At 56.3% G+C, this 25,540-nt stretch carries 25 protein-coding genes and 1 other annotated feature; of the genes, 15 read left to right on the top strand and 10 right to left on the bottom strand.

Translation table 11 applies throughout. The features are described from left to right. Window positions 1–23: 23 nt before the first annotated feature. The 5 genes from V1603_RS06355 to V1603_RS06375 form a co-directional block, all read right to left on the bottom strand. Window positions 24–731, bottom strand: a complete 708-nt coding sequence (locus V1603_RS06355) for a fimbria/pilus chaperone family protein (protein ID WP_395313651.1) — start codon at window positions 729–731, stop codon at window positions 24–26. A gap of 78 nt (window positions 732–809) precedes the next feature. Continuing rightward, window positions 810–1,493, bottom strand: coding sequence for a DUF1120 domain-containing protein (locus V1603_RS06360; RefSeq protein WP_395313652.1), 684 nt, complete (start codon window positions 1,491–1,493; stop codon window positions 810–812). Window positions 1,494–1,547: 54 nt separating this feature from the next. Next, a complete protein-coding gene (locus tag V1603_RS06365) occupies window positions 1,548–2,252 on the bottom strand; it encodes a DUF1120 domain-containing protein (RefSeq protein ID WP_395313653.1) in 705 nt (234 codons plus the stop codon). A 226-nt stretch (window positions 2,253–2,478) separates the two neighbouring features. Further along, window positions 2,479–3,495 carry a lipoate--protein ligase LplA gene (lplA, locus tag V1603_RS06370; RefSeq protein WP_395313654.1) on the bottom strand — a complete coding sequence of 339 codons (1,017 nt, stop codon included), beginning with the start codon at window positions 3,493–3,495 and terminating at the stop codon, window positions 2,479–2,481. A 39-nt stretch (window positions 3,496–3,534) separates the two neighbouring features. Continuing rightward, window positions 3,535–4,179 (bottom strand): YtjB family periplasmic protein, encoded by a 645-nt coding sequence (locus V1603_RS06375; RefSeq protein ID WP_116342397.1) that lies wholly within the window; start codon window positions 4,177–4,179, stop codon window positions 3,535–3,537. A 117-nt stretch (window positions 4,180–4,296) separates the two neighbouring features. Here V1603_RS06375 and serB point away from each other — a divergent pair, with 117 nt between their 5' ends. From serB to nadR, 3 genes are read left to right on the top strand one after another with little or no spacing between them, the layout of a single operon-like run. Further along, window positions 4,297–5,265: a phosphoserine phosphatase gene (serB, locus tag V1603_RS06380; RefSeq protein WP_116342399.1), complete on the top strand. Its 969-nt coding sequence runs from the start codon at window positions 4,297–4,299 to the stop codon at window positions 5,263–5,265. 11 nt (window positions 5,266–5,276) lie between these two features. Further along, window positions 5,277–6,662 (top strand): DNA repair protein RadA, encoded by a 1,386-nt coding sequence (gene radA / locus V1603_RS06385; RefSeq protein ID WP_395313655.1) that lies wholly within the window; start codon window positions 5,277–5,279, stop codon window positions 6,660–6,662. Window positions 6,663–6,697: 35 nt separating this feature from the next. Further along, on the top strand, window positions 6,698–7,930 hold the full coding sequence (gene nadR, locus V1603_RS06390) for a multifunctional transcriptional regulator/nicotinamide-nucleotide adenylyltransferase/ribosylnicotinamide kinase NadR (protein ID WP_006810194.1): 1,233 nt from the start codon (window positions 6,698–6,700) through the stop codon (window positions 7,928–7,930). Window positions 7,931–8,026: 96 nt separating this feature from the next. On the opposite strand, the gene V1603_RS06395 is transcribed toward nadR, so the two are convergent. Then, the gene (locus V1603_RS06395; RefSeq protein ID WP_395313656.1) at window positions 8,027–9,028 is read right to left on the bottom strand and encodes a zinc-binding alcohol dehydrogenase family protein; all 1,002 of its coding nucleotides are present in this window, start codon (window positions 9,026–9,028) and stop codon (window positions 8,027–8,029) included. Between the two features lie 108 nt (window positions 9,029–9,136). Between V1603_RS06395 and V1603_RS06400 the strand changes: the two genes are divergently transcribed. Further along, the gene (locus V1603_RS06400; RefSeq protein ID WP_166710068.1) at window positions 9,137–10,036 is read left to right on the top strand and encodes a LysR family transcriptional regulator; all 900 of its coding nucleotides are present in this window, start codon (window positions 9,137–9,139) and stop codon (window positions 10,034–10,036) included. Window positions 10,037–10,127: 91 nt separating this feature from the next. On the opposite strand, the gene ettA is transcribed toward V1603_RS06400, so the two are convergent. Further along, window positions 10,128–11,795 (bottom strand): energy-dependent translational throttle protein EttA, encoded by a 1,668-nt coding sequence (gene ettA / locus V1603_RS06405; RefSeq protein WP_032660788.1) that lies wholly within the window; start codon window positions 11,793–11,795, stop codon window positions 10,128–10,130. A gap of 226 nt (window positions 11,796–12,021) precedes the next feature. On the opposite strand from ettA, the gene sltY reads away from it, so the two are divergent. Together sltY and trpR are read left to right on the top strand one after the other, a co-directional pair. Beyond that, the gene (sltY, locus tag V1603_RS06410) at window positions 12,022–13,959 is read left to right on the top strand and encodes a murein transglycosylase (RefSeq protein WP_163330286.1); all 1,938 of its coding nucleotides are present in this window, start codon (window positions 12,022–12,024) and stop codon (window positions 13,957–13,959) included. A 55-nt stretch (window positions 13,960–14,014) separates the two neighbouring features. Next, on the top strand, window positions 14,015–14,344 hold the full coding sequence (gene trpR / locus V1603_RS06415; RefSeq protein ID WP_061099291.1) for a trp operon repressor: 330 nt from the start codon (window positions 14,015–14,017) through the stop codon (window positions 14,342–14,344). Here trpR and yjjX read toward each other — a convergent pair. Then, a complete protein-coding gene (yjjX, locus tag V1603_RS06420) occupies window positions 14,335–14,850 on the bottom strand; it encodes an inosine/xanthosine triphosphatase (RefSeq protein ID WP_166710072.1) in 516 nt (171 codons plus the stop codon). The two genes, trpR and yjjX, sit on opposite strands and share 10 nt — an antisense overlap. 49 nt (window positions 14,851–14,899) lie before the next feature. On the opposite strand from yjjX, the gene gpmB reads away from it, so the two are divergent. Continuing rightward, on the top strand, window positions 14,900–15,547 hold the full coding sequence (gene gpmB / locus V1603_RS06425) for a 2,3-diphosphoglycerate-dependent phosphoglycerate mutase GpmB (RefSeq protein ID WP_008502057.1): 648 nt from the start codon (window positions 14,900–14,902) through the stop codon (window positions 15,545–15,547). On the opposite strand, the gene robA is transcribed toward gpmB, so the two are convergent. Beyond that, window positions 15,544–16,413 carry an MDR efflux pump AcrAB transcriptional activator RobA gene (gene robA, locus V1603_RS06430; protein ID WP_116342407.1) on the bottom strand — a complete coding sequence of 290 codons (870 nt, stop codon included), beginning with the start codon at window positions 16,411–16,413 and terminating at the stop codon, window positions 15,544–15,546. The two genes, gpmB and robA, sit on opposite strands and share 4 nt — an antisense overlap. A gap of 211 nt (window positions 16,414–16,624) precedes the next feature. Here robA and creA point away from each other — a divergent pair, with 211 nt between their 5' ends. Genes creA through creD form a run of 4 tightly spaced genes read left to right on the top strand, consistent with a single transcriptional unit; the run spans window position 16,625 to window position 20,632 of the window. Further along, window positions 16,625–17,095: a protein CreA gene (gene creA / locus V1603_RS06435; RefSeq protein ID WP_014882476.1), complete on the top strand. Its 471-nt coding sequence runs from the start codon at window positions 16,625–16,627 to the stop codon at window positions 17,093–17,095. Between the two features lie 14 nt (window positions 17,096–17,109). Beyond that, window positions 17,110–17,799 (top strand): two-component system response regulator CreB, encoded by a 690-nt coding sequence (creB, locus tag V1603_RS06440; RefSeq protein ID WP_116342409.1) that lies wholly within the window; start codon window positions 17,110–17,112, stop codon window positions 17,797–17,799. Further along, window positions 17,799–19,223, top strand: a complete 1,425-nt coding sequence (gene creC, locus V1603_RS06445; RefSeq protein WP_395313657.1) for a two-component system sensor histidine kinase CreC — start codon at window positions 17,799–17,801, stop codon at window positions 19,221–19,223. Before creB ends, creC begins: the two co-directional genes overlap by 1 nt. Window positions 19,224–19,279: 56 nt before the next feature. Next, window positions 19,280–20,632 (top strand): cell envelope integrity protein CreD, encoded by a 1,353-nt coding sequence (creD, locus tag V1603_RS06450; RefSeq protein WP_395313658.1) that lies wholly within the window; start codon window positions 19,280–19,282, stop codon window positions 20,630–20,632. A 46-nt stretch (window positions 20,633–20,678) separates the two neighbouring features. Here creD and arcA read toward each other — a convergent pair whose 3' ends face one another. Further along, window positions 20,679–21,395: a two-component system response regulator ArcA gene (gene arcA / locus V1603_RS06455; RefSeq protein WP_003856501.1), complete on the bottom strand. Its 717-nt coding sequence runs from the start codon at window positions 21,393–21,395 to the stop codon at window positions 20,679–20,681. 95 nt (window positions 21,396–21,490) lie between these two features. Between arcA and yjjY the strand changes: the two genes are divergently transcribed. The 4 genes from yjjY to thrA all read left to right on the top strand — a co-directional run bounded on the left by yjjY (window position 21,491) and on the right by thrA (window position 25,540). Continuing rightward, window positions 21,491–21,631 carry a protein YjjY gene (gene yjjY, locus V1603_RS06460; protein ID WP_085928893.1) on the top strand — a complete coding sequence of 47 codons (141 nt, stop codon included), beginning with the start codon at window positions 21,491–21,493 and terminating at the stop codon, window positions 21,629–21,631. Between the two features lie 399 nt (window positions 21,632–22,030). Further along, window positions 22,031–22,717, top strand: coding sequence for a tRNA/rRNA methyltransferase (locus V1603_RS06465; protein ID WP_320720980.1), 687 nt, complete (start codon window positions 22,031–22,033; stop codon window positions 22,715–22,717). 211 nt (window positions 22,718–22,928) lie between these two features. Next, a complete protein-coding gene (thrL, locus tag V1603_RS06470) occupies window positions 22,929–22,997 on the top strand; it encodes a thr operon leader peptide (protein WP_015572623.1) in 69 nt (22 codons plus the stop codon). Beyond that, window positions 22,936–23,053 (top strand) — a sequence feature (Thr leader region). (Overlaps the previous gene by 62 nt.) Window positions 23,054–23,077: 24 nt before the next feature. Further along, complete coding sequence (thrA, locus tag V1603_RS06475) at window positions 23,078–25,540, top strand: bifunctional aspartate kinase/homoserine dehydrogenase I (RefSeq protein ID WP_395313659.1); 2,463 nt, start codon at window positions 23,078–23,080, stop codon at window positions 25,538–25,540.

The raw sequence follows: 25,540 nt of genomic DNA on the forward strand, positions 1-25,540 counted from the left end.
ATTAACTCTCAATATATTTATTATTATTGGCCTAACGGCGCGGTGAAATCCGGAACGCTAATGCCGTAGCGGCTGGCTGGATAGAAACGCACGGATTTATCACCGGTAATGCCTTTCGCCACGCTGACGTCCAGCGTCTGGCCCGGCAGGATATAGGTTTTCTGCAACTTCCCAACGGTATTGGACGGCAGGAAAGTGACGTTTTGCGCCAGGCGAACCACGTAAGCAGACGGGTTTTTCACTTTGATGGTCTGGCCGCTGCCGGACCAGGTCAGCAGCTTCCAGGCATCGGTGACCACGGGCAGGTTTTTAGGGCGAATGAGCACCGGCAGATCCTGGCGCATGTTGAAGCCAATCTTCATGTTTTTGTCGGTGCTTTTTGGTGGAATGCCTTCAAACGTCACGCGTTTGAGGTGCTCAACCGTGAGCGGCTGCTGGTTCTGCATAATAAAGCGCAGCTGCTGCTGTTGGCCTGGCTCGACGCGAACGACGGGCTGAGTCACGTCCAGCTTGATGCCGGTGTCATCGGGCAGATCGATAATGGTGGTGTACAGCAGCGCAGGGCCGTTATCGGTGTTTTTGACGTTCATCACGCCGCTGTGGGTGGATTCATCAATCACCAGCAGCGTTGTTTCCGGCACCATGCCCGCGGCATTCGCCTGCGTAACAAGGGCAGAAAACAGAAATGGGGCGGCAAGCGCCAGTTTGCAAAGAGAGGATGATATAGACATCGAGATTATTCCTTTAACCTGATAAAAAAGGCCTCCTCAATAAAAGGAGGCCTGATTCATTCATTATCGCGTTGATAATTAGATATATTTCACGGTGATCGTGGCCTGGCCTGACAAGTTGGTATCATCCGTAATGGCCAGCGTAGTGGTGTCCTCAATCGCCAGAGAAACCTTCAGCGGGAATACTGCGGTGCTGTAAGCCAGAGGTGCAGTGGTACCGGTGGCCGCCACGGTCATCATTTCGGCATTGCCGTTTTTGATGATACCGGTGGTGGATTTCGCCCAGGTCGGGGTGGTTGCCGCACCGAAGATCGGATCCACTCTTACGCCGTCAGCCAGGACGTTGGCGACATCGGTATAAACCGAGTAAGCACCGATTTTAACGTCGCCTGCCAGACCCACGCCGTAAGACTGGTCTGCGCTGCTTACTGAACCGTTTGCGGCATCGCCGTTAGTGATGGTCACGCCAGTAGCGCGAGACGCCGCGCTGTCATCGGTAATGGTCCAGCCCGCTTTCGCACCGGCGTCCGGGCAATTGATGGTCAGGGAGATGTCTTTGGTGCCCAGCTGGTTGTCGGTGGTGGCAGACAGTTCAGACAGGTGGATACGGCCGTAGTCCACTACGCCACCGCCGCTCAGGGTCGGGGTGCAGGCTTCAACAGCGAGCAGGCCGGTCACTTTCAGTACAGCGGTAGAGGCTGCGTTTGCGCCTGCGGCGGTCAGCGCCATCGCGACGGCACTGGCGAGTAAAATCTTTTTCATCGTTGTTCCTTAACGGTTAATTCATCGCGCCAATATCAGCGGCACGAAAAGGGATTACATGTAATAAAGCGTAATGGTCGCCTGACCTGCAATTGGGGTATCGTCAGTAATCGCCAGCGTGCTGGTTTTATCCACGGCGAGGGCTACGCGCAGCGGGAAGACGGCGTTGGTAAAGGCGACGGGTATGGCTGCAGTCGTTCCCAGCGAATAGACGTGTCCATCATGTTCAACGTAATCCCGGGCGTTGGAACCGCTGTAAAAGATCGACCACCCCAGGAAATTAGCGGGGTATGACACAATAACGGTCTGCGCGACGCCATCAGCCGTTGAGTTTGCTTTATCAACCGTAACGGCATAGGCGCCAATTTTGACTCCGCCAGTGGTACTGCCTACGCCAAATTGGGCATATGGCATTAGAGTGGGATCAATATTGCCACCCGCGGTAAAGCCAGGGTTGGTGATGCCTACTGATGCAGGCGAACCGACGTTATCTTCAATGCTCCAGGCAACGCCGGTTGTGGGGGCCGAGCAGGCGATAGTCAGCGTGATGTCTTTTTTACCGAGCTGGTTGGTTGCCGTTGACGAGAGCGTATCAACATAGGTGGTGCCGAAATCAACGGTACCGCCGCCGCTCAGCGTTGGGGTACAGGCGTCGTTAGTCAGGACACCCTGAACTTTTAACAGTGCGGTTGAGTCTGCCGCGTGCGCCGCCGCGGAAAGTGCCATAGCAACGGTTGTTGCAATTAATAACTTTTTCATCGTTAATCCTTAACGAAATTGTGAGGAGATCTCGGAGTGGATAATTAATATTATATTGCGGGCCTACATTTTCGTTTCGGATGGGGAAGGCGTCTAGTTAGATTATTTGCAATGCGTTTTCAGAAGGGCTAAATAAATAAGTTAATAGTATTGCTGTTATTAAATGTAAATTAAATATAATTACCCTACTAAAGCTATTTCGCAGGCTTTAGTGGGGTATTCAGTATTATTGAACCGCATTTATTATCCATTGCGATAATTCTCGCAACTCTTTTTCCTGCCCCGGGAAATCCCCAATCAACGCGTCGCATTCCTGCTGCAATATATCCGCCCGGTACAAACAGCCCTGTAAACGAGCTGCGAGTGCTTCCAGCGGTGCCGGGTTCAGGCTATCCGTGAACACCTGCGTGCGGGTGATATGGCCTTTCTCCACGTCAAAATGCAGCTCTACACCGCCCCAGGTAAAACGTTCGTCCAGCAGGTGAGAAAACGCGGGGGCCTGACCGAAGTTCCACTCCCAGCTGCTTTGGCGGGCAAAGGTTTCGGCGAAGTTGGGCAGATCCGGGGTTTTATCCGGCGAAATCACTTCCGCATCCACGCGCTCGCCGTAATGTTTAAAGAACGCGTCACGGATCGCGTCGCAAATTTGCTCGTGCGTAATCTCCGGCAGCAGTTCCACCAGATTCGCCACCCGTCCACGCACGGAGGTGATCCCTTTGGCCTGTAGCTTTTTCTTGTCCGGGTTCAGGTAGTTAGCGAGACGGCTGAGATCGGCGTTCAGCAGCAGGGTGCCGTGGTGGAACCCGCGATCCATGGTTTCGCGGTAGGCGGAGCCGGAGACTTTTCGGTCGCCCTCGGACGTTTTCACTACCAGGTCGTTCCGCCCCGACGCCTCCGCCGTTACGCCGAGCGAATTCAGCGCGTTAAGGACAATCGAGGTGGAGATGGTTTTGTCGTACTCCGGTTTACCCGCCATAAAGGTAAAGCAGGTATTGCCCAGATCGTGAAATACCGCGCCGCCGCCGCTGCTGCGGCGCGCCAGACGGACGTTGTCCTCTTCCATACGCCGCGTATTGCACTCTTTCCACGGGTTTTGCGCGCGGCCAATGACCACTGTATCGGCGTTGCGCCAGAGAAACAGCACGCGCTGGGTGGCGGGCATCTGGCGGAAGATGCACTCTTCTACCGCGAGATTAAACCAGGGATCATAAGAGTCAGAGATAAGCAGGCGTAACGTCGTCATGGCAGAGTTCCTTTTCCGAATCGTTCGCCTACTTTATCACTATTCTTTCTTCTCGCTCTCTTCGTCTTCGGGAACCGATCTGCTGGCGGTCAGCAGGAACGGCGACTGCTGCCAGCGGGTGCGCTTGCCCTGAAGCAGGGTACGCGCCAGCACGACGCCAATGGCCAGCGAGAGCAGCAGCATCAGGCGCAAAATATTGGTGGTATTATCCACCTGTTTGGCTTCGGTCGGCAGAGTGTGAGTATCGAGCGTCAGGCGGAGATAGCCCAGCGGACCATTCTTGCCCTGAATGGGTTCGACGATCTGCTGGTTAAAATAGCCCCCGGCTTTTTTGCCGTCCAGCGCCAGTCTGTCGCGCACGTCGACGTGCTCTCCGGCGCGGGCAATCAGGTCACCTTTTTCATCGTATACGCCCGCATCCAGAATGCGGCTGTTTTCCGTAAGCTGACGCAAGACCTGGCCTATCCGCTTATCGTCCGGCGTCTCGGTGCGCATCAGGGGCGCAACGTTGAGCGTCACCTGACGCGCCAGCGTGCGGGCCAGCTCTTCAAACTGCGGGTTGCGCTGCCGCTGATGGTTCTGACTAAACCACGATGCCCCCTGCATCAATGCCACTAACAGTGCGAGACAGGAAAGGACAATCACGGCGCGATGAAGCCGGAATTTCAGTTTTGCGCGAGCCATATTCCACCTGCTGAAAATTTAGGGCTTAATGTTGCCAGAAGTGATGGTTACAGGGTAGCCTCATGCGTTATTTTCCCTCTGGAACCTTCCGGCGCGAACGAAATTACAGGAGCTTTAATGCCGAACATTACCTGGTGTGACCTGCCAACGGATGTCTCTTTATGGCCAGGATTGCCGCTCTCGTTAAGTGGCGATGAGGTGATGCCTCTGGATTACCACGCTGGCCGTAGCGGCTGGCTGCTGTACGGACGCGGCCTGGATAAGCAACGCCTGACCCAGTATCAAACCAGGCTGGGCGCGGCGATGGTCATCGTAGCGGCCTGGTGCGTGGAAGATTACCAGGTCATCCGGCTGGCGGGTTCCCTGACGCAGCGCGCAACGCGTCTGGCGCATGACGCCGGGCTGGACGTTGCGCCGCTGGGTAAAATCCCTCACCTGAAAACCCCTGGCCTGCTGGTCATGGACATGGACTCAACCGCCATTCAGATCGAGTGTATTGACGAGATTGCGAAGCTGGCGGGCAGCGGCGAGCTGGTGGCGGAAGTCACCGAGCGTGCGATGCGCGGCGAGCTGGACTTCACCGCCAGCCTGCGCCAGCGCGTGGCGACCCTGAAAGGGGCCGACGCCAATATTCTGCGCCAGGTGCGCGACGTGCTGCCGCTGATGCCGGGACTGACGCAGCTGGTGCTGAAGCTGCAGTCCCTAGGCTGGAAAGTGGCGATCGCCTCTGGTGGCTTCACCTTCTTCGCGGATTACCTGCGGGAAAAACTGCATCTGACCACCGTGGTGGCCAATGAACTGGAGATCATGGACGGCAAGCTGACCGGCCAGGTGATCGGCGACATCGTGGATGCCCAGTACAAAGCCAACACCCTGACGCGCCTGGCGGAGAAATATGACATTCCTGTCGAGCAGACCGTCGGCATCGGTGATGGCGCGAACGATCTGCCGATGATCAAAGTTGCTGGCCTTGGCATTGCCTACCATGCCAAGCCAAAAGTGAATGAAAAGACGGAAGTGACTATCCGTCACGCTGACCTGATGGGGGTGTTCTGCATTCTCTCCGGCAGCCTTAATCAGAAATAACGAGGTAAACCGTGGCGAAAGCTCCAAAACGCGCATTTGTCTGTAATGAATGTGGTGCGGATTATCCGCGCTGGCAGGGGCAATGCAGCGCCTGCCATGCCTGGAACACCATCACCGAAGTGCGTGGTGTGGCGGCTTCGCCGAGCGTGGCCCGCAATGAACGCCTGAGTGGCTATGCGGGCAATGCAGGCGTGTCGAAGGTACAAAAACTTTCAGATATCAGCCTGGAGGCGCTGCCGCGCTTCTCCACCGGCTTCAAGGAATTTGACCGTGTGCTCGGCGGCGGCGTGGTGCCGGGCAGCGCGATCCTGATCGGCGGTAACCCGGGCGCGGGGAAATCGACCCTGCTGCTGCAAACGCTTTGCAAGCTCGCCGAACAGATGAAAACTCTGTACGTCACGGGGGAAGAGTCACTGCAGCAGGTGGCGATGCGCGCGCACCGCCTGGGCCTGCCGACCGGCAACCTGAACATGCTCTCCGAAACCAGCATCGAGCAGATCTGCATGATCGCCGAAGAAGAGCAGCCGAAGCTGATGGTGATCGACTCCATCCAGGTGATGCACATGGCGGACATTCAGTCCTCGCCGGGCAGCGTGGCACAGGTGCGTGAAACCGCCGCTTACCTGACGCGCTTTGCCAAAACGCGCGGCGTGGCGATTGTGATGGTCGGCCACGTGACCAAAGACGGCTCGCTGGCGGGGCCGAAGGTGCTTGAGCACTGTATCGACTGCTCCGTGATGCTCGACGGCGACGCGGATTCCCGCTTCCGCACCTTGCGCAGCCATAAAAACCGTTTTGGGGCGGTGAACGAACTGGGCGTGTTTGCCATGACCGAACAGGGGCTGCGCGAGGTCAGCAACCCATCTGCTATCTTCCTGAGCCGTGGCGATGAGATCACCTCCGGCAGCTCGGTGATGGTGCTGTGGGAAGGCACGCGCCCGCTGCTCGTCGAAATTCAGGCGCTGGTGGATCACTCTATGATGGGTAACCCGCGGCGCGTGGCGGTCGGTCTGGAGCAGAACCGTCTGGCGATCCTGCTGGCGGTGCTGCACCGTCACGGCGGCCTGCAGATGGCGGATCAGGATGTGTTCGTTAACGTGGTTGGCGGCGTCAAAGTCACTGAAACCAGCGCAGATCTGGCGCTACTCCTGGCGATGGTCTCCAGCCTGCGCGACAGGCCGCTGCCGCAGGATCTGGTGGTGTTTGGTGAAGTGGGGCTGGCCGGGGAAATCCGTCCGGTGCCGAGCGGCCAGGAGCGTATCTCCGAGGCAGCAAAACACGGCTTCCGTCGGGCTATTGTTCCGGCAGCTAACGTGCCGAAAAAAATCCCGGAAGGGATGCAGGTCTTTGGCGTGAAGAAACTCGCAGATGCGTTAAATGCCTTTGACGACTTATAATTACGTATTCGATTTTGCAGGAGGCACCGTAATTTATGTCATCATTTGACTACATCAAAACCGCAATCCGTCAGAAAGGCTGCACGCTGCAGCAGGTGGCTGACGCCAGCGGCATGACCAAAGGCTACCTGAGCCAACTGCTGAACGCCAAAATCAAAAGCCCCAGCGCGCAGAAGCTCGAAGCGCTGCACCGTTTTCTGGGGCTCGAATTCCCGCGTATGCAAAAGAACATCGGCGTGGTGTTCGGCAAGTTTTACCCGCTGCATACCGGGCATATCTATCTGATCCAGCGCGCCTGTAGCCAGGTCGACGAGCTGCACATCATCATGGGTTACGACGAAACTCGCGACCGTCAGCTGTTTGAAGACAGCGCCATGTCGCAGCAGCCCACCGTGCCGGACCGCCTGCGCTGGCTGCTGCAGACCTTTAAGTACCAGAAAAACATTCGTATTCATGCTTTTAACGAAGAGGGCATGGAGCCGTACCCGCACGGCTGGGATGTGTGGAGCAACGGCATCAAAGCGTTTATGGAAGAAAAGGGTATTGCGCCTAACTGGATCTACACCTCTGAAGAGTCCGACGCGCCGCAGTTCCGCGAGCATCTGGGCATCGAGACGGTGCTGATCGATCCAAAACGCACCTTTATGAACATCAGCGGGGCGCAGATCCGCGAGAACCCGTTCCGCTACTGGGATTACATCCCGACCGAAGTGAAGCCGTTCTTCGTGCGCACGGTGGCTATTCTGGGCGGTGAATCGAGCGGTAAATCAACGCTGGTCAACAAGCTGGCGAACATCTTCAACACCACCAGCGCGTGGGAGTATGGCCGCGATTATGTGTTCTCGCACCTCGGCGGCGACGAGATGGCATTGCAGTATTCGGACTACGATAAAATTGCCCTCGGACACGCCCAGTACATTGATTTTGCCGTGAAATACGCCAATAAAGTGGCCTTTATCGATACCGATTTCGTCACCACGCAGGCGTTCTGTAAAAAGTACGAGGGGCGCGAACACCCGTTCGTGCAGGCGCTGATTGACGAATACCGCTTTGACCTGGTGATCCTGCTGGAAAATAATACCCCGTGGGTGGCCGACGGCATGCGCAGCCTCGGCAGCTCGGTGGACAGGCGAGAATTCCAGTCCATGCTGGTGGAGATGCTCAACGAAAACAACGTTGAGTTTGTGCATGTGGAAGAGTCGGACTACGACTCGCGTTTCCTGCGCTGCGTCGAGCTGGTGAAGGAGATGATGGGGGAGCAGGGTTAAATCACCGCCCCCTCACCCTAACCCTCTCCCAAAGGGAGAGGGGACTTTAACTCCCTCTCCCTTTGGGAGAGGGCCGGGGTGAGGGAATCAAACCACTCAGAACTCAACCACCACTTTCCCCCGCATATGCCCCTCCAGCACTTTACGGTGCGCTTCGGTAATACTTTCCACGCTCAGCCCGTGCAGTGTTTCACTCAGCGAACTTTCTACCACGCCGTTATCCACCAACTTCGCCACCTCATTGAGGATCTCACCCTGCCGCGCCATATCAGCGGTCTGGTACATGCTGCGGGTGTACATAAACTCCCAGTGCAGCGCGGCGGATTTGGACTTGAGCTTGTCCTGGTTCAGCGGATGTTCATTCTCAACGATGGAACAGATATGCCCCTGCGGTGCAATCAGTTCGCTGACCGCATCCCAGTGCCCGTCGGTGTCGTTGAGGATGAAAATGTAATCCACAAAGGTGATGCCCTGTTTTGCCAGCTCACCTTTCAGATCGCGGTAGTTCACCACCGCGTCAGCCCCACGATCGCGGCACCATTGGGCGGAATCTTCTCGTGAAGCGGTTGCGATGACCTTCACTTTGCTGTTGTGCTTCGCAAACGGGATCGCCAGCGAGCCCACGCCGCCCGCGCCGCCGATGATCAGCAGCGTTTTGTCCGCCCCTGCATCCTGAATGTTCAGCCGTTCAAACAGGCCTTCCCACGCGGTGAGCGCGGTTAAGGGCAGTGCTGCGGCAGCCGCCCAGCCGAGGCTGGCAGGCTTGTGCCCGACTATGCGCGCATCGATCAGCTGATGCGTGGTGTTGCTGCCCGGGCGGGTGATGTCTCCCGCGTACCATACCTCGTCGCCCGGTTTGAATCCGGTTACGCCAGTCCCCACGGCTTTGACGATCCCGCTGGCATCCCAGCCGAGCACGCGCGGATCTTTCAGCCCGTTTTTGACAATGCCTGCGTGCACCTTGGTGTCTACAGGGTTTATGGAGACGGCTTTCACCTCCACCAGCAGATCGTGCTCGCCGGGCTGCGGCATAGGCGGGGTGATTTCAATGAAGGTGGATGGCTTTTCTGGGTTAACGGCAATGGCTTTAACAGACATGGTGTGCTCCTCAATGGCATGCGTTTTGTTGAGGCTAGTCTATTAAGTGGCCAGCTGCATGATAAGATGGACAATCAAGAACTCAGCGTTCGCACAGGATGAACAATCATGTTTAAACAGCTGCAGGATATGGCTCTATTCGCGCTGGTGGCGGAGATGGGCAGCTTTACCGCGGCGGCGCAGAAGGCGGAACTGCCAAAATCCAGCGTGAGCCAGCGGATTAGTCAGCTGGAGCAGCAGGTGGGGATCCGCCTGCTCAACCGCACCACGCGCAGGATCAGCCTCACGTTCGCAGGCGAGCACTATCTGGTGCACTGTCGCGAGATGCTGGCGGCCAGCGAGCGGGCGGAGTACGCCATTCAACGGTTGCGTGAAAACCCCAGCGGGCGACTGCGGATCACCTGTCCGGCGGGGATTGGGGCGACGCTGCTGGCGCATATGAATGCCGAGTTCCAGCTTCGCTATCCTGACGTTTCGCTGGATGTGTCGATCTCTGACGACGTGGTGGATCTGGTCGAGTCCGGCTTTGACGTGGCGCTGCGCACCGGCAGGCCGCAGGACTCCTCCCTGATTGGCCGGATGATCGGGCATTGCCCGCGCTACATGCTGGCCTCGCCGGACTATCTGGCGCGCCGGGAGCCGCTGACGCATCCTCGCCAGCTGGTGGATCACCGCAGTATTACGCACCGGGCGTGGTCGGAGTGGCTTCTGCGACGCGAGAGCGAGGATTACCGCTACCTGCCGGATAACGCGCACATGACCGATAATCTGGTGTACGCCCGCGAATGTGCGATTGCCGGTGCGGGGATCACGCTGTTACCCGCATTTCTGCTGGAAGATAAGATCGAAAAGGGTGCGCTGGTTCAGGTGCTGCCTGAGTGGAATGTTGAAGGTAACGATCTGTGGCTGGCCTACCCGAGCCGAAAGCTGAACTCGCCTGCGCTGATGAGCTATATCGAGTTTGCGATGCAGTTCGATGAGGTGAAGCGGTATTACGTGGGTGGGTGATTTTGTGCGGCCTGATGCCCTCACCCTGACCCTCTCCCACGGGGAGAGGGTACAAACATAAAAAACGGCAACCGAAGTTGCCGTTTTGCTTTTATTTCGCAATACGCTTGTACTTAATACGCTTCGGCTCCAGCGCGTCGGCGCCCAGCGTGCGTTTCTTGTACTCTTCGTATTCGGTGAAGTTACCTTCGAAGAACTCCACTTTACCTTCGTCCTGGTAGTCCAGGATGTGGGTGGCGATACGGTCCAGGAACCAGCGGTCGTGCGAGATAACCATCGCGCAGCCCGGGAACTCCAGCAGGGCGTTTTCCAGCGCGCGCAGGGTTTCGATATCCAGGTCGTTGGTTGGTTCATCGAGCAGCAGAACGTTACCGCCAACCTGCAGCAGCTTCGCCAGGTGCAGACGACCGCGCTCGCCGCCGGACAGCTCGCCCACGCGTTTGCCCTGGTCGGTGCCTTTGAAGTTAAAGCGGCCAACATAGGCGCGGCTTGGCATCTCGGTGTTGCCGATACGCATGATATCCAGACCGCCGGAGACTTCTTCCCACACGGTTTTGCTGTTATCCATCGCGTCACGGAACTGGTCAACGGAGGCCAGCTTCACGGTTTCACCCAGGGTGATAGAGCCGCTGTCAGGCTGTTCCTGACCGGACATCATGCGGAACAGGGTCGATTTACCCGCGCCGTTCGGACCGATGATCCCAACGATAGCGCCTTTCGGTACGGAGAAGCTCAGGTCGTCGATCAGCAGGCGGTCGCCGTAAGACTTGCGCAGGTTGCTGACTTCAACCACTTTATCCCCCAGACGTGCTCCAGGTGGAATAAACAGTTCGTTGGTTTCGTTACGTTTCTGGTATTCGGTGTTGTTCAGCTCTTCGAAGCGTGCCAGACGGGCTTTGCCCTTAGACTGACGGCCTTTCGCGCCCTGACGCACCCACTCCAGCTCTTTCTCAATAGACTTACGACGGGCCGCTTCCTGAGAAGCTTCCTGCGCCAGGCGCTGATCTTTCTGCTCCAGCCAGGAGGAGTAGTTGCCTTCCCACGGAATGCCTTCGCCGCGGTCCAGCTCCAGGATCCAGCCTGCGACATTGTCGAGGAAGTAACGGTCGTGGGTAATCGCCACCACGGTGCCTTCGAAGTCGTGCAGGAAGCGCTCCAGCCATGCCACGGATTCCGCATCCAGGTGGTTAGTCGGTTCATCGAGCAGCAGCATGTCTGGTTTTTCCAGCAGCAGGCGGCACAGCGCCACGCGGCGGCGTTCACCACCGGAGAGGTTCGCGATTTTCGCATCCCAGTCCGGCAGACGCAGGGCATCAGCCGCACGCTCCAGCTGCACGTTCAGGTTGTGACCGTCGTGCGCCTGGATAATCTCTTCATATTTGCCCTGCTGAGCGGCCAGCTTGTCGAAGTCCGCATCCGGCTCGGCGTATTTGGCATACACTTCATCCAGACCTTTCAGGGCGTTAACCACTTCGGACACCGCTTCTTCAACGGACTCACGTACGGTGTGTTCCGGGTTCAGCTGAGGTTCCTGCGGCAGGTAGCCGATCTTGATGCCAGGCTGCGGACGGGCTTCACCTTCGATGTCTGTATCGATGCCGGCCATGATGCGCAGCAGGGTGGACTTACCGGCACCGTTGAGACCCAGAACACCAATTTTTGCGCCCGGGAAGAAGCTCAGCGAGATATTTTTAAGAATATGACGTTTCGGCGGGACAACTTTGCCGACACGATGCATGGTATAAACGAATTGAGCCACGTGGACTTCGCCTCTTTTATCTTAATGAGAAGGAATTTCAGCCTCGAAGTGTAGCCTTTTTCACGCCCTAATCCCAGCCAGGAACGTCGGGAGTGTTAAAACGCGCAAGAAAGGTAAAAAAGTGTCCATGACGTGGCGCGTTGCAGGATGCCTGGTTAGCATAAGTTGTTGTGACTTTGACGTGGCAAGACGCTGCAATTGACGAAAAAACAATGAGGAAGAGCTTGTGGAAAAAGCCAAACGGGTGGTCTGGCGTCTGCTGGCTGCCAGCGTATGCGTAATGGCGGTAAGCCAGGCGGTGCATGCAGATTCACTGGATGAACAACGTAACCGCTACGCCCAGATTAAACAGGCGTGGGACAACAAGCAGATGGATACCGTGCAGGCGCTGATGCCGACGCTCAAAGATTATCCGCTGTATCCGTATCTGGAGTATCGCCAGATTACCGACGATCTGATGAACCAGCCGACCGTCACCGTGAATAATTTCATTAAGGCGAACCCGACCCTGCCGCCTGCCCGAAATCTCCAGTCTCGTTTTGTGAATGAGCTGGCGCGTCGTGAAGACTGGCGCGGCCTGCTGGCGTTTAGCCCTGACAAGCCGAATACCACCGAAGCGCAGTGTAATTACTACTATGCGAAATGGGCGACCGGACAGCAGGAAGAGGCATGGGCCGGGGCGAAAGATCTGTGGTTGACCGGCAAAAGCCAGCCGAACGCCTGTGATTCCCTGTTTGGCGCATGGCGCGCGTCCGGCAAGCAGGACCCGCTGGCCTACCTTGAGCGCATCCGCCTGGCGATGAAAGCGGGCAACACGCGTCTGGTGACCGCGCTGGCAGGGCAGATGCCGTCCGATTACCAGACTATCTCCTCGGCGGTTATCGCGCTGGCAAACGATCCGAACAGCGTGCTGACCTTTGCCCGCAGCACGGGCTCGACCGATTTTACCCGCCAGATGGCGGCGGTGGCTTTTGCCAGCGTGGCGCGCGACGATGTCGAAAACGCGCGGCTGATGATCCCGCAGCTGGTGCAGGCGCAGCAGCTGAATGAAGATCAAACCCAGGAGCTGCGCGACATCGTGGCGTGGCGACTGATGGGCACGGACGTGACTGACGATCAGGCGCGCTGGCGAGACGATGCCATTATGCGTTCTAACTCCACGTCGCTGGTGGAACGCCGCGTGCGCATGGCGCTGGGTACCGGCGACCGCCGTGGCCTCAACACCTGGCTCGCGCGTTTGCCGATGGATGCCAAAGAGAAAGACGAATGGCGCTACTGGCAGGCGGATCTGCTGCTGGAGCGTGGTCGTGAAGGCGAAGCCAAAGATATTCTTCACTCGCTGATGCAGCAGCGTGGATTCTACCCGATGGCGGCCGCCCAGCGTCTGGGCGAAGAGTACACGCTCAGGATCGACAAAGCGCCCGCTAATGCGAACCCTTCGCTGACGCAGGGACCAGAGATGGCGCGCGTTCGCGAGCTGATGTACTGGAACATGGATAACACCGCGCGCAGCGAGTGGGCCAACCTGGTGACCAGCCGCACCACGGATGAAAAAGCGCAGCTTGCCCGCTATGCGTTTGATAATCACTGGTGGGATCTGAGCGTGCAGGCGACGATCGCCGGTAAGCTGTGGGATCATCTCGAAGAGCGTTTCCCGCTGGCGTATAAAGATCTGTTTGACCGCTACACCAGCGGCAAAGATATCCCGCAAAGCTACGCCATGGCGATTGCTCGTCAGGAGAGCGCCTGGAACCCGAAAGTCCGTTCCCCGGTGGGCGCCAGCGGGCTGATGCAGATTATGCCGGGCACGGCAACGCACACGGTGAAGATGTTTAATATCCCTGGGTACAGCAGCCCGTCACAGCTGTTGGATCCGGATACCAACATCAACATCGGCACCAGCTACCTGCAGTACGTGTATCAGCAGTTCGGCAATAACCGTATCTTCGCGTCGGCGGCGTATAATGCCGGTCCGGGTCGCGTGCGCACCTGGCTTGGCAATAGCGCCGGACGCATCGACGCCGTGGCGTTTGTCGAGAGCATCCCGTTCTCGGAAACGCGCGGCTACGTGAAGAACGTGCTGGCCTATGACGCCTACTATCGCTACTTCATGGGGCAGAAAGATACCCTGATGAGCGATGCTGAGTGGCAGAGACGTTACTGATCGGCATGGGTTGTGTTATGCTGTACTCGCTAATGAGTACAAGAGGCAGCATAACATGACCCAGCATTCCCCATATTCCTCGGCGATGGCCGAACAGCGTCACCAGGAGTGGCTTCGTTTTGTGGAGCTGCTTCGCCAGTCTTACGAGCAGGATTTGCACCTACCCCTCATGCAGCTGATGCTCACGCCGGACGAGCGTGAGGCGCTGGGCACGCGCGTGCGCATCATTGAAGAGCTATTGCGCGGCGAGATGAGCCAGCGCGAGCTGAAAAACGAGCTGGGCGCGGGCATCGCGACCATCACCCGTGGATCGAACAGCCTGAAGTCTGCGCCGGTCGAGCTGCGTCAGTGGCTTGAGTCAGTCTTATTGGGCGATCAACGATAAATGGCGTTATGAAACGGGCTTAACGCCAGGATCACCGCCTGATGGTAAACCCCTGAACGCGTGAGCTTACCCGCCGTAAAGACGCCAATTGCCCCTTCTTTACGGCCAATCTCATCAATGCCGGTGTAGTGTGACATTACCGGCCCGAGCGCTTCACCTGCGCGGACTTTTTCCAGAATGATCTCCGGCAGCGGCAGGGTGGCCGAGCGTGCTTCGCCGCGCTGCTCGCGGCTTTCAATCACCACCCAGCTAAAGGTTGCGCCTTCGTCGATGCCTGCTTCTATGGCGACCCAGAAGTCAGCTTTCGGGGCCGCGGCTTTTGCATTTGCCACGCGATTTCGTGCGCCAGCGCGCGTTTCATCGCTGCCAAACGGCTGTTCAGGTACGCCACTCTCGACGCCGATGGCCTCAATATGGCAGGATCCTTCGCCGAAAATCTCTTCAAAAGCCTTTAGAATTGCCTGAATTTTGGCAGGATTGGTGGTAGCAGAGACAACATGGTGCATAATTAAGCTCGATTCAAAAAAACTCATCGCAGTATAACGGAAAAAAAGCATGTTACAGGTATACCTTGTTCGCCACGGTGAAACGCAGTGGAACGCCGAGCGACGTATTCAAGGCCAGTCAGACAGTCCTCTCACCGAGAAGGGTGTGCAGCAAGCGTGGCAGGTGGCGGAACGCGCCAGAACGCTGGGCATTACCCACGTTATTACCAGCGATTTAGGTCGCACACAGCAGACGGCGCGCATCATTGCAGACGCCTGCGGCTGCGATGTGATGCTTGAGCCGCGCCTGCGCGAGCTGGATATGGGCGTGCTGGAAAAGCGCCATATCGATACACTGACGGAAACGGAAGAGGGCTGGCGTCGCACACTGGTGAACGGTACCGAAGATGGCCGTATTCCTGAGGGCGAATCCATGCAGGAGCTGAGCGTGCGTATGCATGCGGCACTGGCGGAATGCCTCAAACTTCCGGCAGGCAGCCGTCCGCTGCTGGTGAGTCACGGTATCGCCCTGGGCTGTCTGGTGAGCACCATTCTGGGATTGCCGGCTTATGCCGAGCGCCGTTTGCGTCTGCGCAACTGCTCCATTTCCCGGATTGATTACCAGGAAAGCGCGTGGCTGGCGTCGGGCTGGGTGGTGGAGATGGCAGGGGACATTTCGCATCTCGATGCCCCTGCGCTTGACGAACTGCAGCGTTAACGACGGATCGGAATCAAGAATTCCATACGCAGATTGATTGGGCCTTCTTCCGGTTTGGCATCCTGCGCCGGGTAGTAGCGCTCAATATCCTGACCTTTACGGCGATTCAGATTCAGCATTGGCATGCAGGTTCCGTAAACGGTCAGGATAAACTCCTGGACGCCCGTTCCTAAACCCTCGTATGAGAACATCACATACTCGCCGCCTTCCAGTACGACAGGTTTAGAGCCCTGAATGTAGCCGTTGGCCATGTCAGGGGTGAGGGCGGTGGTGTAAAACACCTCCTGCTCGTCGTCTTTTTCCTGGCTTGGATGCGTTTCGTTGAGGCCATACAGGATCGGCGGAATGGCCGGCGCATGGCTCAGAAAATCGCGCCAGAACTGGACGCGCATCTGATGACGGAACTCAGAAATCTGCTCCAGAGAGCAGGAATAGCTCTGGGTCGTACCGATCAGATGGGTTTCCGGCAGAGTGACCATTTCGTATTTCGGCATTGCGAACTCGCCCAGACGCAGCGGCGGACGCATACCAAACGAGCTCCAGTCAGGCGAGCGGCGATAGAGCGCTGGCGTCAACGAGAACTGTTTTTTAAAGGCGCGGGTGAAGGTCTGCTGCGAATCAAAACGGTACTGCAAAGCAATATCCAGAATGGGCCGCGCCGTCAGGCGCAACGCTACAGCAGATTTCGATAAACGACGTGCGCGAATATAGGCCCCGATAGCATGACCGGTGACATCCTTGAACATCCTTTGCAGATGCCACTTGGAATAGCCCGCTTTAGCCGCCACATTATCCAGTGACAAAGGCTGGTCGAGATGACCTTCCAGCCAGGTGAGCAGGTCGCGAATAATTCCAGCCTGATCCATATACTATCCTCATCCTTAAAACAGCAGGTGCCTGATAACAGGTTAGCGGATAATAGCATTTTTTGATGTTTTAGCATTCAGTGTTTTTTTTGCGCATTAATGCCTTTTCTCCTTCGTTTTGGGTGAATATATTCTAATCCTGTGATCTTGCTACATTTTTGACTAACGTGTTGAATAATTGCTCAGTGCAATTTTAAAGAATGGTAACAATATGAAATACAAGACTTTGCTTCTTACTGCCCTGTTGCTGGTAGCGGGCCGTGCGGCGCAGGCGGAACAGATTGGTTCTGTCGATACCGTGTTCAAAATGTTCGGTCCGGACCACAAAATTGTGGTGGAGGCGTTTGACGATCCGGACGTGAAAAACGTCACCTGCTACGTTAGCCGCGCGAAGACGGGCGGTATTAAAGGCGGTCTGGGGCTGGCGGAAGACACTTCCGATGCGGCGATCTCCTGTCAGCAGGTGGGGCCGGTTGAGCTGAGCGATAAAATCAAAAACGGCAAAGCGCAGGGCGATGTAGTATTCCAGAAACGGACCTCGCTGGTGTTTAAAAAGCTACAGGTGGTGCGTTTCTATGATGCCAAACGCAACACCCTGGCCTACCTGGCGTATTCCGACAAAGTCGTGGAAGGCTCACCGAAAAACGCGATCAGCGCGGTGCCGATTATGCCGTGGCATTAATGCAGGGATGAACCATGCAACAACCTGTGGTCTGGCTGGTTGAAGACGAAACCAGTATCGCCGATACGCTTATCTACATGCTTCAGCAGGAAGGGTTTGCGGTAAAGGCGTTTGAACGGGGGCTACCGGTGCTGGAGGCGGCGCGGCGGCAGGTTCCGGCGCTCGCCATTCTGGACGTCGGGCTGCCGGACATCAGCGGTTTCGAGCTCTGCCGCCAGCTTCTTGCGCAGCATCCATCACTGCCCGTGCTGTTTCTGACGGCACGCAGTGACGAAGTGGATAAACTCCTCGGCCTGGAAATGGGCGCAGACGACTACGTCGCCAAACCTTTCTCCCCGCGCGAAGTATGTGCCCGGGTAAGGACCATTTTACGGCGGATGCAAAAATCCGCCGCGCCAGCAGAGACGGTGCGTATCGGGCAGTTTGAGCTGAACGAACCTGCAGCCCGAATCAGCTGGTGCGGTGAAGCATTGCCCCTGACCCGCTACGAATTCTTGCTGCTCAAAACCCTGTTACAGGCGCCCGGACGAGTATTTTCTCGCCAGCAACTCATGGACAAGGTATGGGGTGAAGACGGGGACAGTTTCGATCGTACCGTGGATACCCACATCAAAACCCTGCGCGCCAAGCTGCGGGCGGTGAACGAGGAACTTTCACCCATCAGCACCCATCGCGGTATGGGCTATAGTCTGGGCCTTTATTGATGCGCATTGGGATGCGGTTGTTGCTGGGATATTTCCTCATCGTGGCCATCGCCGCGTGGTTTGTGCTGTCGATCTTTGTTCAGGAAGTGAAGCCCGGTGTGCGCAGGGCAACCGAGGGTACGTTGATCGATACCGCGACCTTGCTCGCCGAAGTCGGGCGTGAGGATCTTCTTTCGGGCAATGCGCAGCAGGGCAAACTGGCGCAGGCCTTTTCCCAACTCCATCAGCGGCCTTTCCGCGCCAATATCGGCGGTATTCATAAAGTGCGCAATGAGTATCACGTCTATATGACCGATGCGCAGGGTAGAGTGGTTTTTGATTCCGCCGGTCTGGCCGTGGGGCAGGATTACTCTCGCTGGAATGACGTCTGGCTGACGCTTCGCGGCGAATACGGCGCGCGCAGTACTCAGATCAATCCCGAAGACCCGGAGAGTACGGTGATGTATGTTGCCGCGCCGGTTGTGGAGCAGGGCAAAATCATCGGCGTGCTGTCGGTAGGGAAACCTAACAGCGCGATGGCACCGGTTATCCATCGCAGCGAGCGGCGAATTCTGTGGGCAGGCGGGGCGCTGCTCGGCATTGCTTTGCTGATCGGTCTTTTTGTCGCCTGGTGGATCAACCGTTCCATCAGTACGTTATCGCGCTACGCCGACTCGGTGACCACCGACACGCCTCTCCCGCTGCCCAATCCAGGTAGTAGCGAACTGCACAAGCTGGCCCAGGCGCTGGAAAATATGCGCATTCGCCTCGAAGGGAAAAACTATATTGAACGCTATGTCCATGCGCTCACCCACGAGCTGAAAAGCCCGATCGCCGCCATACGCGGCGCGGCGGAAATACTCGCCGAGCAGCCGCCGCCGCAGGTGGCTGCTCGTTTCATCGATAATATTCTGGTACAAAACGCGCGAATGCAGTCGCTGGTTGAAAAACTGCTCGCTCAGGCTCGGCTTGAAAATCGGGTCGAGATTACGCCCGAGGCCGTCCGGGTCGACTCGCTGTTTACCCGGCTTGCCGACGCGCGATCGGCGCAGCTGGCAACAAAAGAGATTGCGCTGACCCTCCAGCCTGCTTCGCTTTATGTTGAAGGCGATCCCGACCTGCTCGAACAGGCGCTCGGCAATTTACTGGATAACGCTATCGATTTTACGCCGCAGGGCGGATCCATAGAACTGGCGGCCCGGGAAGAGCGCGGGCAGATACAGCTGATCGTCACCGACAGCGGAAGCGGGATCCCGGATTACGCGCAGGATCGTATTTTTGAACGCTTCTATTCCCTGCCGAGGGAGAACGGGTTTAAGAGCAGCGGGCTTGGGCTGGCCTTTGTCCGGGAGGTGGCTCGTCTGCATCAGGGAGACATTACATTGCGTAATCGTGATGAAGGTGGCGTGATGGCCACGCTGACACTTCACCGTCCCTTCACATAACTTCAAACTGCCCCCACACAGCCTGGTTACGCTCTCCTCATCACAAAGGAGACGTAATGATGAAATCCCCCCTGTTCTGGAAAGTAAGCACCCTGCTGGGGTGCATTCTGCTGCTGTTAGTTCCGCTGTTTATGGTGAGTAACCTCATTTCAGAGCGTGAAAGCTACCGTAACGATGTCGAAAATACGCTTCGCCAGAGTACCAGTGGACCGCAAAAACTGGTCGGCCCACTGATTGCGATCCCGGTGACGGAGGTCTTCTACAAGTTAGAGGATGAGAAGAACGTCGAATACAAGAAAAGCTATATGCGCTTTATTCTGCCGGAGTCTCTGCTGGTTGAGGGTAACCAGCACGTTGAGTCCCGAAATATCGGTATTTATGACGGGCAGATCTGGAACACTAAACTCAACATAAAAGCACGGTTCAACACCGAAAAAATCACGCAGCTGAAAGGGGAGGCGATGACCCTGGGGCAGCCGTTTATCGTTGTTGGCGTGGGCGACGCTCGCGGCATTGGCACTGTGAACGTCTCCAGTATCAACGGTGAGACGCTGGGCGTAGAGCCGGGTTCAGGCGTGTATGGGGGGCTTTCCGGGATTCATATCCCGCTGACGGACAAAGCGCTGGAGCCAAAAACGTTTGTCATGGAGATGTCGCTGAATCTGGCAGGGACGGGAAGTTTTGCCGTGGTGCCTGTGGGACGTAACAGTGAAATGGCGCTGAACAGCAACTGGCCACATCCAGGCTTTATGGGTAACTATCTGCCGGTGAAGCACAAAATTGGTGATTCCGGTTTCCAGGCGAACTGGCAGAGCAGCTGGTTTGCGAACAACCTTGAGAGCTGGTTCAACGGCAGTGAATCTCCGGCGTGGGAGTCGATCCCTGCTTTCAGCGTCACGGTAGCCACGCCCGCCGATCAGTATCAACTGACTGACCGGGCGATCAAGTACGCTATTTTACTGATTGCTCTGACGTTTATGGCCTTCTTTGTTTTCGAAACTCTGACCGGGCTGCGCCTGCACCCGATGCAGTATCTGCTGGTGGGGCTGTCGCTGGTGCTGTTCTATCTGGTGCTGCTGGCGCTGTCAGAACACGTCGGCTTTACGCCAGCCTGGGTTGTTGCAAGTCTGGTTGGTGCGGCGATGAACGGGATGTACCTGCGGGCTGTGATGAAAAGCTGGAAGCGTAGCGGGCTGTTCGTGCTGGCCCTGCTGGGGCTGGACGTGGTGATGTGGTTCTTGCTGCGCTCGGAGGATAGCGCGCTGCTGTTGGGGTCAGCGGTGCTGGCGCTGGCACTGTTCGCCGTGATGTACCTGACCCGACATCTCGACTGGTATTCACTTTCACAGCCGAAGCGGTCTGAGCCAGCTGCATCGCCGGATGACGATACGATGCGGATCTGGAAATAAAAAAAACGGCGCAAATGCGCCGTTTTTTCATGGGTTAACTGCCGGATTACTCCTGCAGGTCTCCGCAGAAGCGGTACCCTTCGCCGTGGATCGTGGCGATAATTTCCGGCGTATCAGGCGTAGATTCGAAATGTTTACGAATACGACGGATGGTCACGTCTACGGTACGGTCATGAGGCTTCAGCTCACGGCCGGTCATTTTCTTCAGCAGCTCTGCACGGGACTGAATTTTGCCCGGGTTTTCGCAGAAGTGCAGCATCGCGCGGAATTCACTGCGCGGCAGTTTATACTGCTCACCGTTCGGGCTAATCAGCGAACGGCTATTGATATCAAGTTCCCAGCCGTTGAATTTGTAGCTGTCGACGCTACGGCGCTCTTCGCTGACTGTGCCCAGGTTCATGGTGCGGGACAGCAGGTTGCGTGCACGAATGGTTAACTCGCGAGGATTGAACGGCTTGGTGATGTAGTCATCCGCACCGATTTCCAGGCCAAGGATCTTATCAACTTCGTTGTCACGGCCCGTCAGGAACATTAACGCGACGTTCGCCTGCTCGCGCAGTTCGCGCGCCAGAAGAAGACCGTTTTTGCCCGGCAGGTTGATATCCATGATCACCAGGTTGATATCATTTTCAGAAAGGATCTGATGCATCTCTGCGCCATCGGTCGCTTCAAAGACATCGTAGCCTTCTGCTTCGAAAATGCTCTTTAACGTGTTGCGTGTTACCAACTCGTCTTCAACGATAAGAATGTGCGGGGTCTGCATGTTTGCTACCTAAATTGCCAACTAAATCGAAACAGGAAGTACAAAAGTCCCTGACCTGCCTGATACATGTCGCAAATTAACATGATCGGCTTAACGTGACTAAAGTACGTAATTGCGTTCTTGATGCACTTTCCATCAACGTCAACAACATCATTAGCTTGGTCTTGGGTACTTTCCCTTTGGACCCGACAGTGTCAAAAACGGCTGTCATCCTAACCATTTTAACAGCAACATAACAGGCTAAGTGACACCAGACACCCAATAAAACTACGCTTCGTTGACATATATCAAGTTCAATTGTAGCACGTTAACAGTTTGATGAAATCATCGTAGCCGAATGCTAGCCTTTGTCACAATTTTTCAATAAACCAACTAGTTGCGGAGATTGATTTATAAACGAAGCGAATCCAATCAGAATAGGGTATTCATGTTGCCATTATCATTATAAAACATAGGGATAATAGGCTCCTGTTAACATTCTAACTGATTGTTCAGACACAAAATAGTTTAGCGTCTTTAATTTATTATGAAACGCTATTTCGGTGATTTGTGTTGCAAATTTGTAAATTCGCGCTGCGTAATATGTTGAAGTGCATCACATTTTTACCCGCTAACTGATTAAAAAGAGAGCATAAATGCATCTGTCGATTGTACTGGTCGCTCCAGCCAGAGCCGAAAATATAGGCGCTGCGGCGCGCGCTATGAAGACCATGGGTTTTACCGATTTACGTATTGTGGACAGCACTGCGCACCTGGAGCCTGCCGCCCGCTGGGTGGCACACGGTTCGGGTGATATTCTCGATAATATAAAGACTTACGCTACGCTTGCCGACGCGCTGCACGATATTTCGTTTACCGTTGCGACCACCGCACGCAGCCGGGCGAAGTTCCACTACTACGTCACGCCTGCTGAACTGGTACCCATGCTGGAGGAGAAAAGCCAGTGGCTGGAGAAAGCCGCGCTGGTATTTGGTCGCGAAGATTCCGGGCTCACCAACGAAGAGCTTGAGCTGGCGGACGTTCTCACCGGTGCGCCGATGGTAGCCGATTATCCTTCCCTGAATTTAGGCCAGGCGGTCATGGTCTATTGCTATCAATTAGCCTCCCTAATGCAAATCCCCCAACCTCAGGCAGAAGCGGCAAATGAAAATCAGCTGGCCGCGCTTCGTGCTCGCGTGGAGAGTCTGCTATCGAGCCTTGGCGTTGCGGACGATCGAAAAATGGCCGACTGGCTACAGCAGCGCCTTGGACGTCTTGAGCAGCGGGATACCGCCATGTTGCATCGTTTGCTGCACGATATTGAAAAAAAATTGGCCGAGTAAAATGCTGCCATAAGTTTTTAGTATGGCGAAAAGGTCTGTCGTGGAGGGTTGCAGTTGGGGGATTCGGATGAAAATAAAACGGCGCGCAGCGTGACGTGAACGTCTGCGGAATTGTGATCAAATTAAAAATTCATTGACTTAAGGTGCCCGATCCTTTAACCCTAAAAGAATACAGCACAGACAGATAATAATGACAGAGTACACAACATCCATGAAACGCATCAGCATCACCACCATTACCACAACCATCATCATTACCACAGGTAACGATGCGGGCTGACGCGTACAGGAAAAACAGAAAAAAGCCCGCACCTGAACAGTGCGGGCTTTTTTTTCGGCTAAAGGAAACGAGGTAGAACCATGCGAGTGTTGAAGTTCGGCGGTACATCAGTGGCAAATGCAGAACGCTTTCTGCGTGTTGCCGATATCCTGGAGAGCAACGCCAGGCAGGGGCAGGTTGCGACCGTCCTCTCTGCCCCGGCAAAAATCACAAACCATCTGGTGGCGATGATTGAAAAGACCATCGGTGGCCAGGATGCACTCCCGAACATCAGCGACGCAGAGCGTATCTTCTCTGAGCTGCTGCAGGGGCTGGCAGAGGCACAGCATGGTTTCCCGCTCGCGCAGCTGAAGTCTTTCGTTGAGCAGGAGTTTGCTCAGATCAAACATGTGCTGCACGGCATCAGCCTGCTGGGCCAATGCCCGGACAGCGTCAACGCGGCGCTGATCTGCCGGGGCGAAAAACTCTCCATCGCCATCATGGCGGGCGTGCTGGAAGCGCGCGGCCATAGCGTGACCGTTATCAACCCGGTTGAGAAACTGCTGGCGGTGGGTCACTACCTCGAATCTACCGTTGATATTGCCGAATCAACCCGCCGTATCGCCGCAAGCAAAATCCCCTCTGACCATATGATCCTGATGGCAGGCTTCACCGCCGGAAATGAGAAGGGTGAACTGGTGGTGCTGGGCCGCAACGGCTCCGACTACTCTGCCGCCGTGCTGGCTGCCTGTTTACGCGCGGACTGTTGTGAGATCTGGACTGACGTCGACGGCGTCTATACCTGCGACCCGCGCCAGGTGCCGGACGCCAGGCTGCTGAAGTCGATGTCGTATCAGGAAGCGATGGAGCTTTCTTATTTCGGTGCCAAAGTACTTCACCCGCGTACCATCTCCCCGATTGCCCAGTTCCAGATCCCTTGCCTGATTAAAAACACCGGTAACCCACAGGCGCCAGGCACGCTGATTGGTGCCAGCAGCGATGAAGATGGCCTGCCGGTGAAAGGTATTTCCAACCTGAACAATATGGCGATGTTCAGCGTCTCCGGTCCGGGGATGAAGGGGATGGTCGGCATGGCGGCGCGAGTTTTTGCGGCCATGTCACGCAACGGTATCTCGGTGGTGCTGATCACCCAGTCCTCTTCCGAGTACAGCATCAGCTTCTGCGTGCCGCAGGTCGACTGTCTGCGCGCCCGCCGCGCGCTGGAAGAAGAGTTCTACCTGGAGTTGAAAGAGGAACTGCTGGAGCCGCTCTCCATTCAGGAGCGCCTGGCCGTGATCTCTGTGGTCGGTGACGGTATGCGCACTCTGCGCGGTATCTCCGCCAAATTCTTTGCCGCGCTGGCGCGGGCCAATATCAATATCGTGGCGATTGCCCAGGGCTCGTCCGAGCGTTCAATTTCCGTTGTTGTGGATAACGACGATGCGACCACCGGCGTTCGCGTGGTGCACCAGATGCTGTTCAACACCGATCAGGTGATCGAGCTGTTCCTGATCGGCGTAGGAGGGGTCGGTGGCGCATTGCTGGAGCAGGTGAAGCGCCAGCAGGAGTGGCTTAAGAAAAAGCATATCGACCTGCGCGTCTGCGGTATCGCCAACTCCAGGGCGCTGCTGACCAACGTCCACGGTCTTAACCTGGAAAACTGGCAGGCGGAGCTGGAGGAGGCGAAAGAGCCGTTCAACCTGGGGCGCCTGATCCGTCTGGTGAAAGAGTATCACCTGCTTAACCCGGTGATCGTTGACTGTACCTCAAACCAGGCTGTGGCCGACCAGTACGCCGATTTCCTGCGCGAAGGCTTCCACGTGGTGACGCCGAACAAAAAGGCCAACACCTCGTCGATGGATTACTATCACCAGATGCGTCTGGCGGCGAGCAAGTCGCGCCGCAAGTTCCTCTACGACACCAACGTCGGTGCCGGCCTGCCGGTTATCGAAAATCTGCAAAACCTGCTGAACGCGGGCGACGAACTGCAGCGTTTCTCCGGCATTCTCTCCGGCTCCCTGTCGTTTATTTTCGGCAAGCTGGATGAGGGCATGAGCCTCTCGGAAGCCACCCGTGCCGCGCGCGAGCTGGGCTATACCGAGCCGGACCCGCGTGACGATCTCTCCGGTATGGACGTGGCGCGTAAGCTGCTGATCCTGGTGCGTGAAACGGGGCGCGAGCTTGAGCTTTCCGATATCGTGATTGAACCCGTGTTGCCAGCCGAGTTTGACAGCAGCGGCGATGTCAGCACCTTTATGGCGAATTTGCCCCAGCTTGACGACGCTTTTGCCGCGCGAGTGGCGAAAGCCCGTGATGAAGGTAAGGTATTGCGCTATGTTGGCAACATTGAAGAAGATGGCGTGTGCCGGGTGAAGATTGCCGAAGTGGATGGCAACGACCCGCTGTACAAAGTTAAAAACGGCGAAAACGCCCTCGCGTTTTACAGCCACTATTATCAGCCATTGCCGCTGGTGCTTCGCGGCTATGGCGCAGGGAACGATGTTACGGCGGCGGGTGTGTTTGCCGATCTGCTGCGTACCCTGTCATGGAAGTTAGGAGTTTAA

Source organism: Enterobacter sp. ECC-219 (assembly GCF_043966805.1).
GTDB classification, from domain to species: Bacteria; Pseudomonadota; Gammaproteobacteria; order Enterobacterales; family Enterobacteriaceae; genus Enterobacter; species Enterobacter cloacae_N.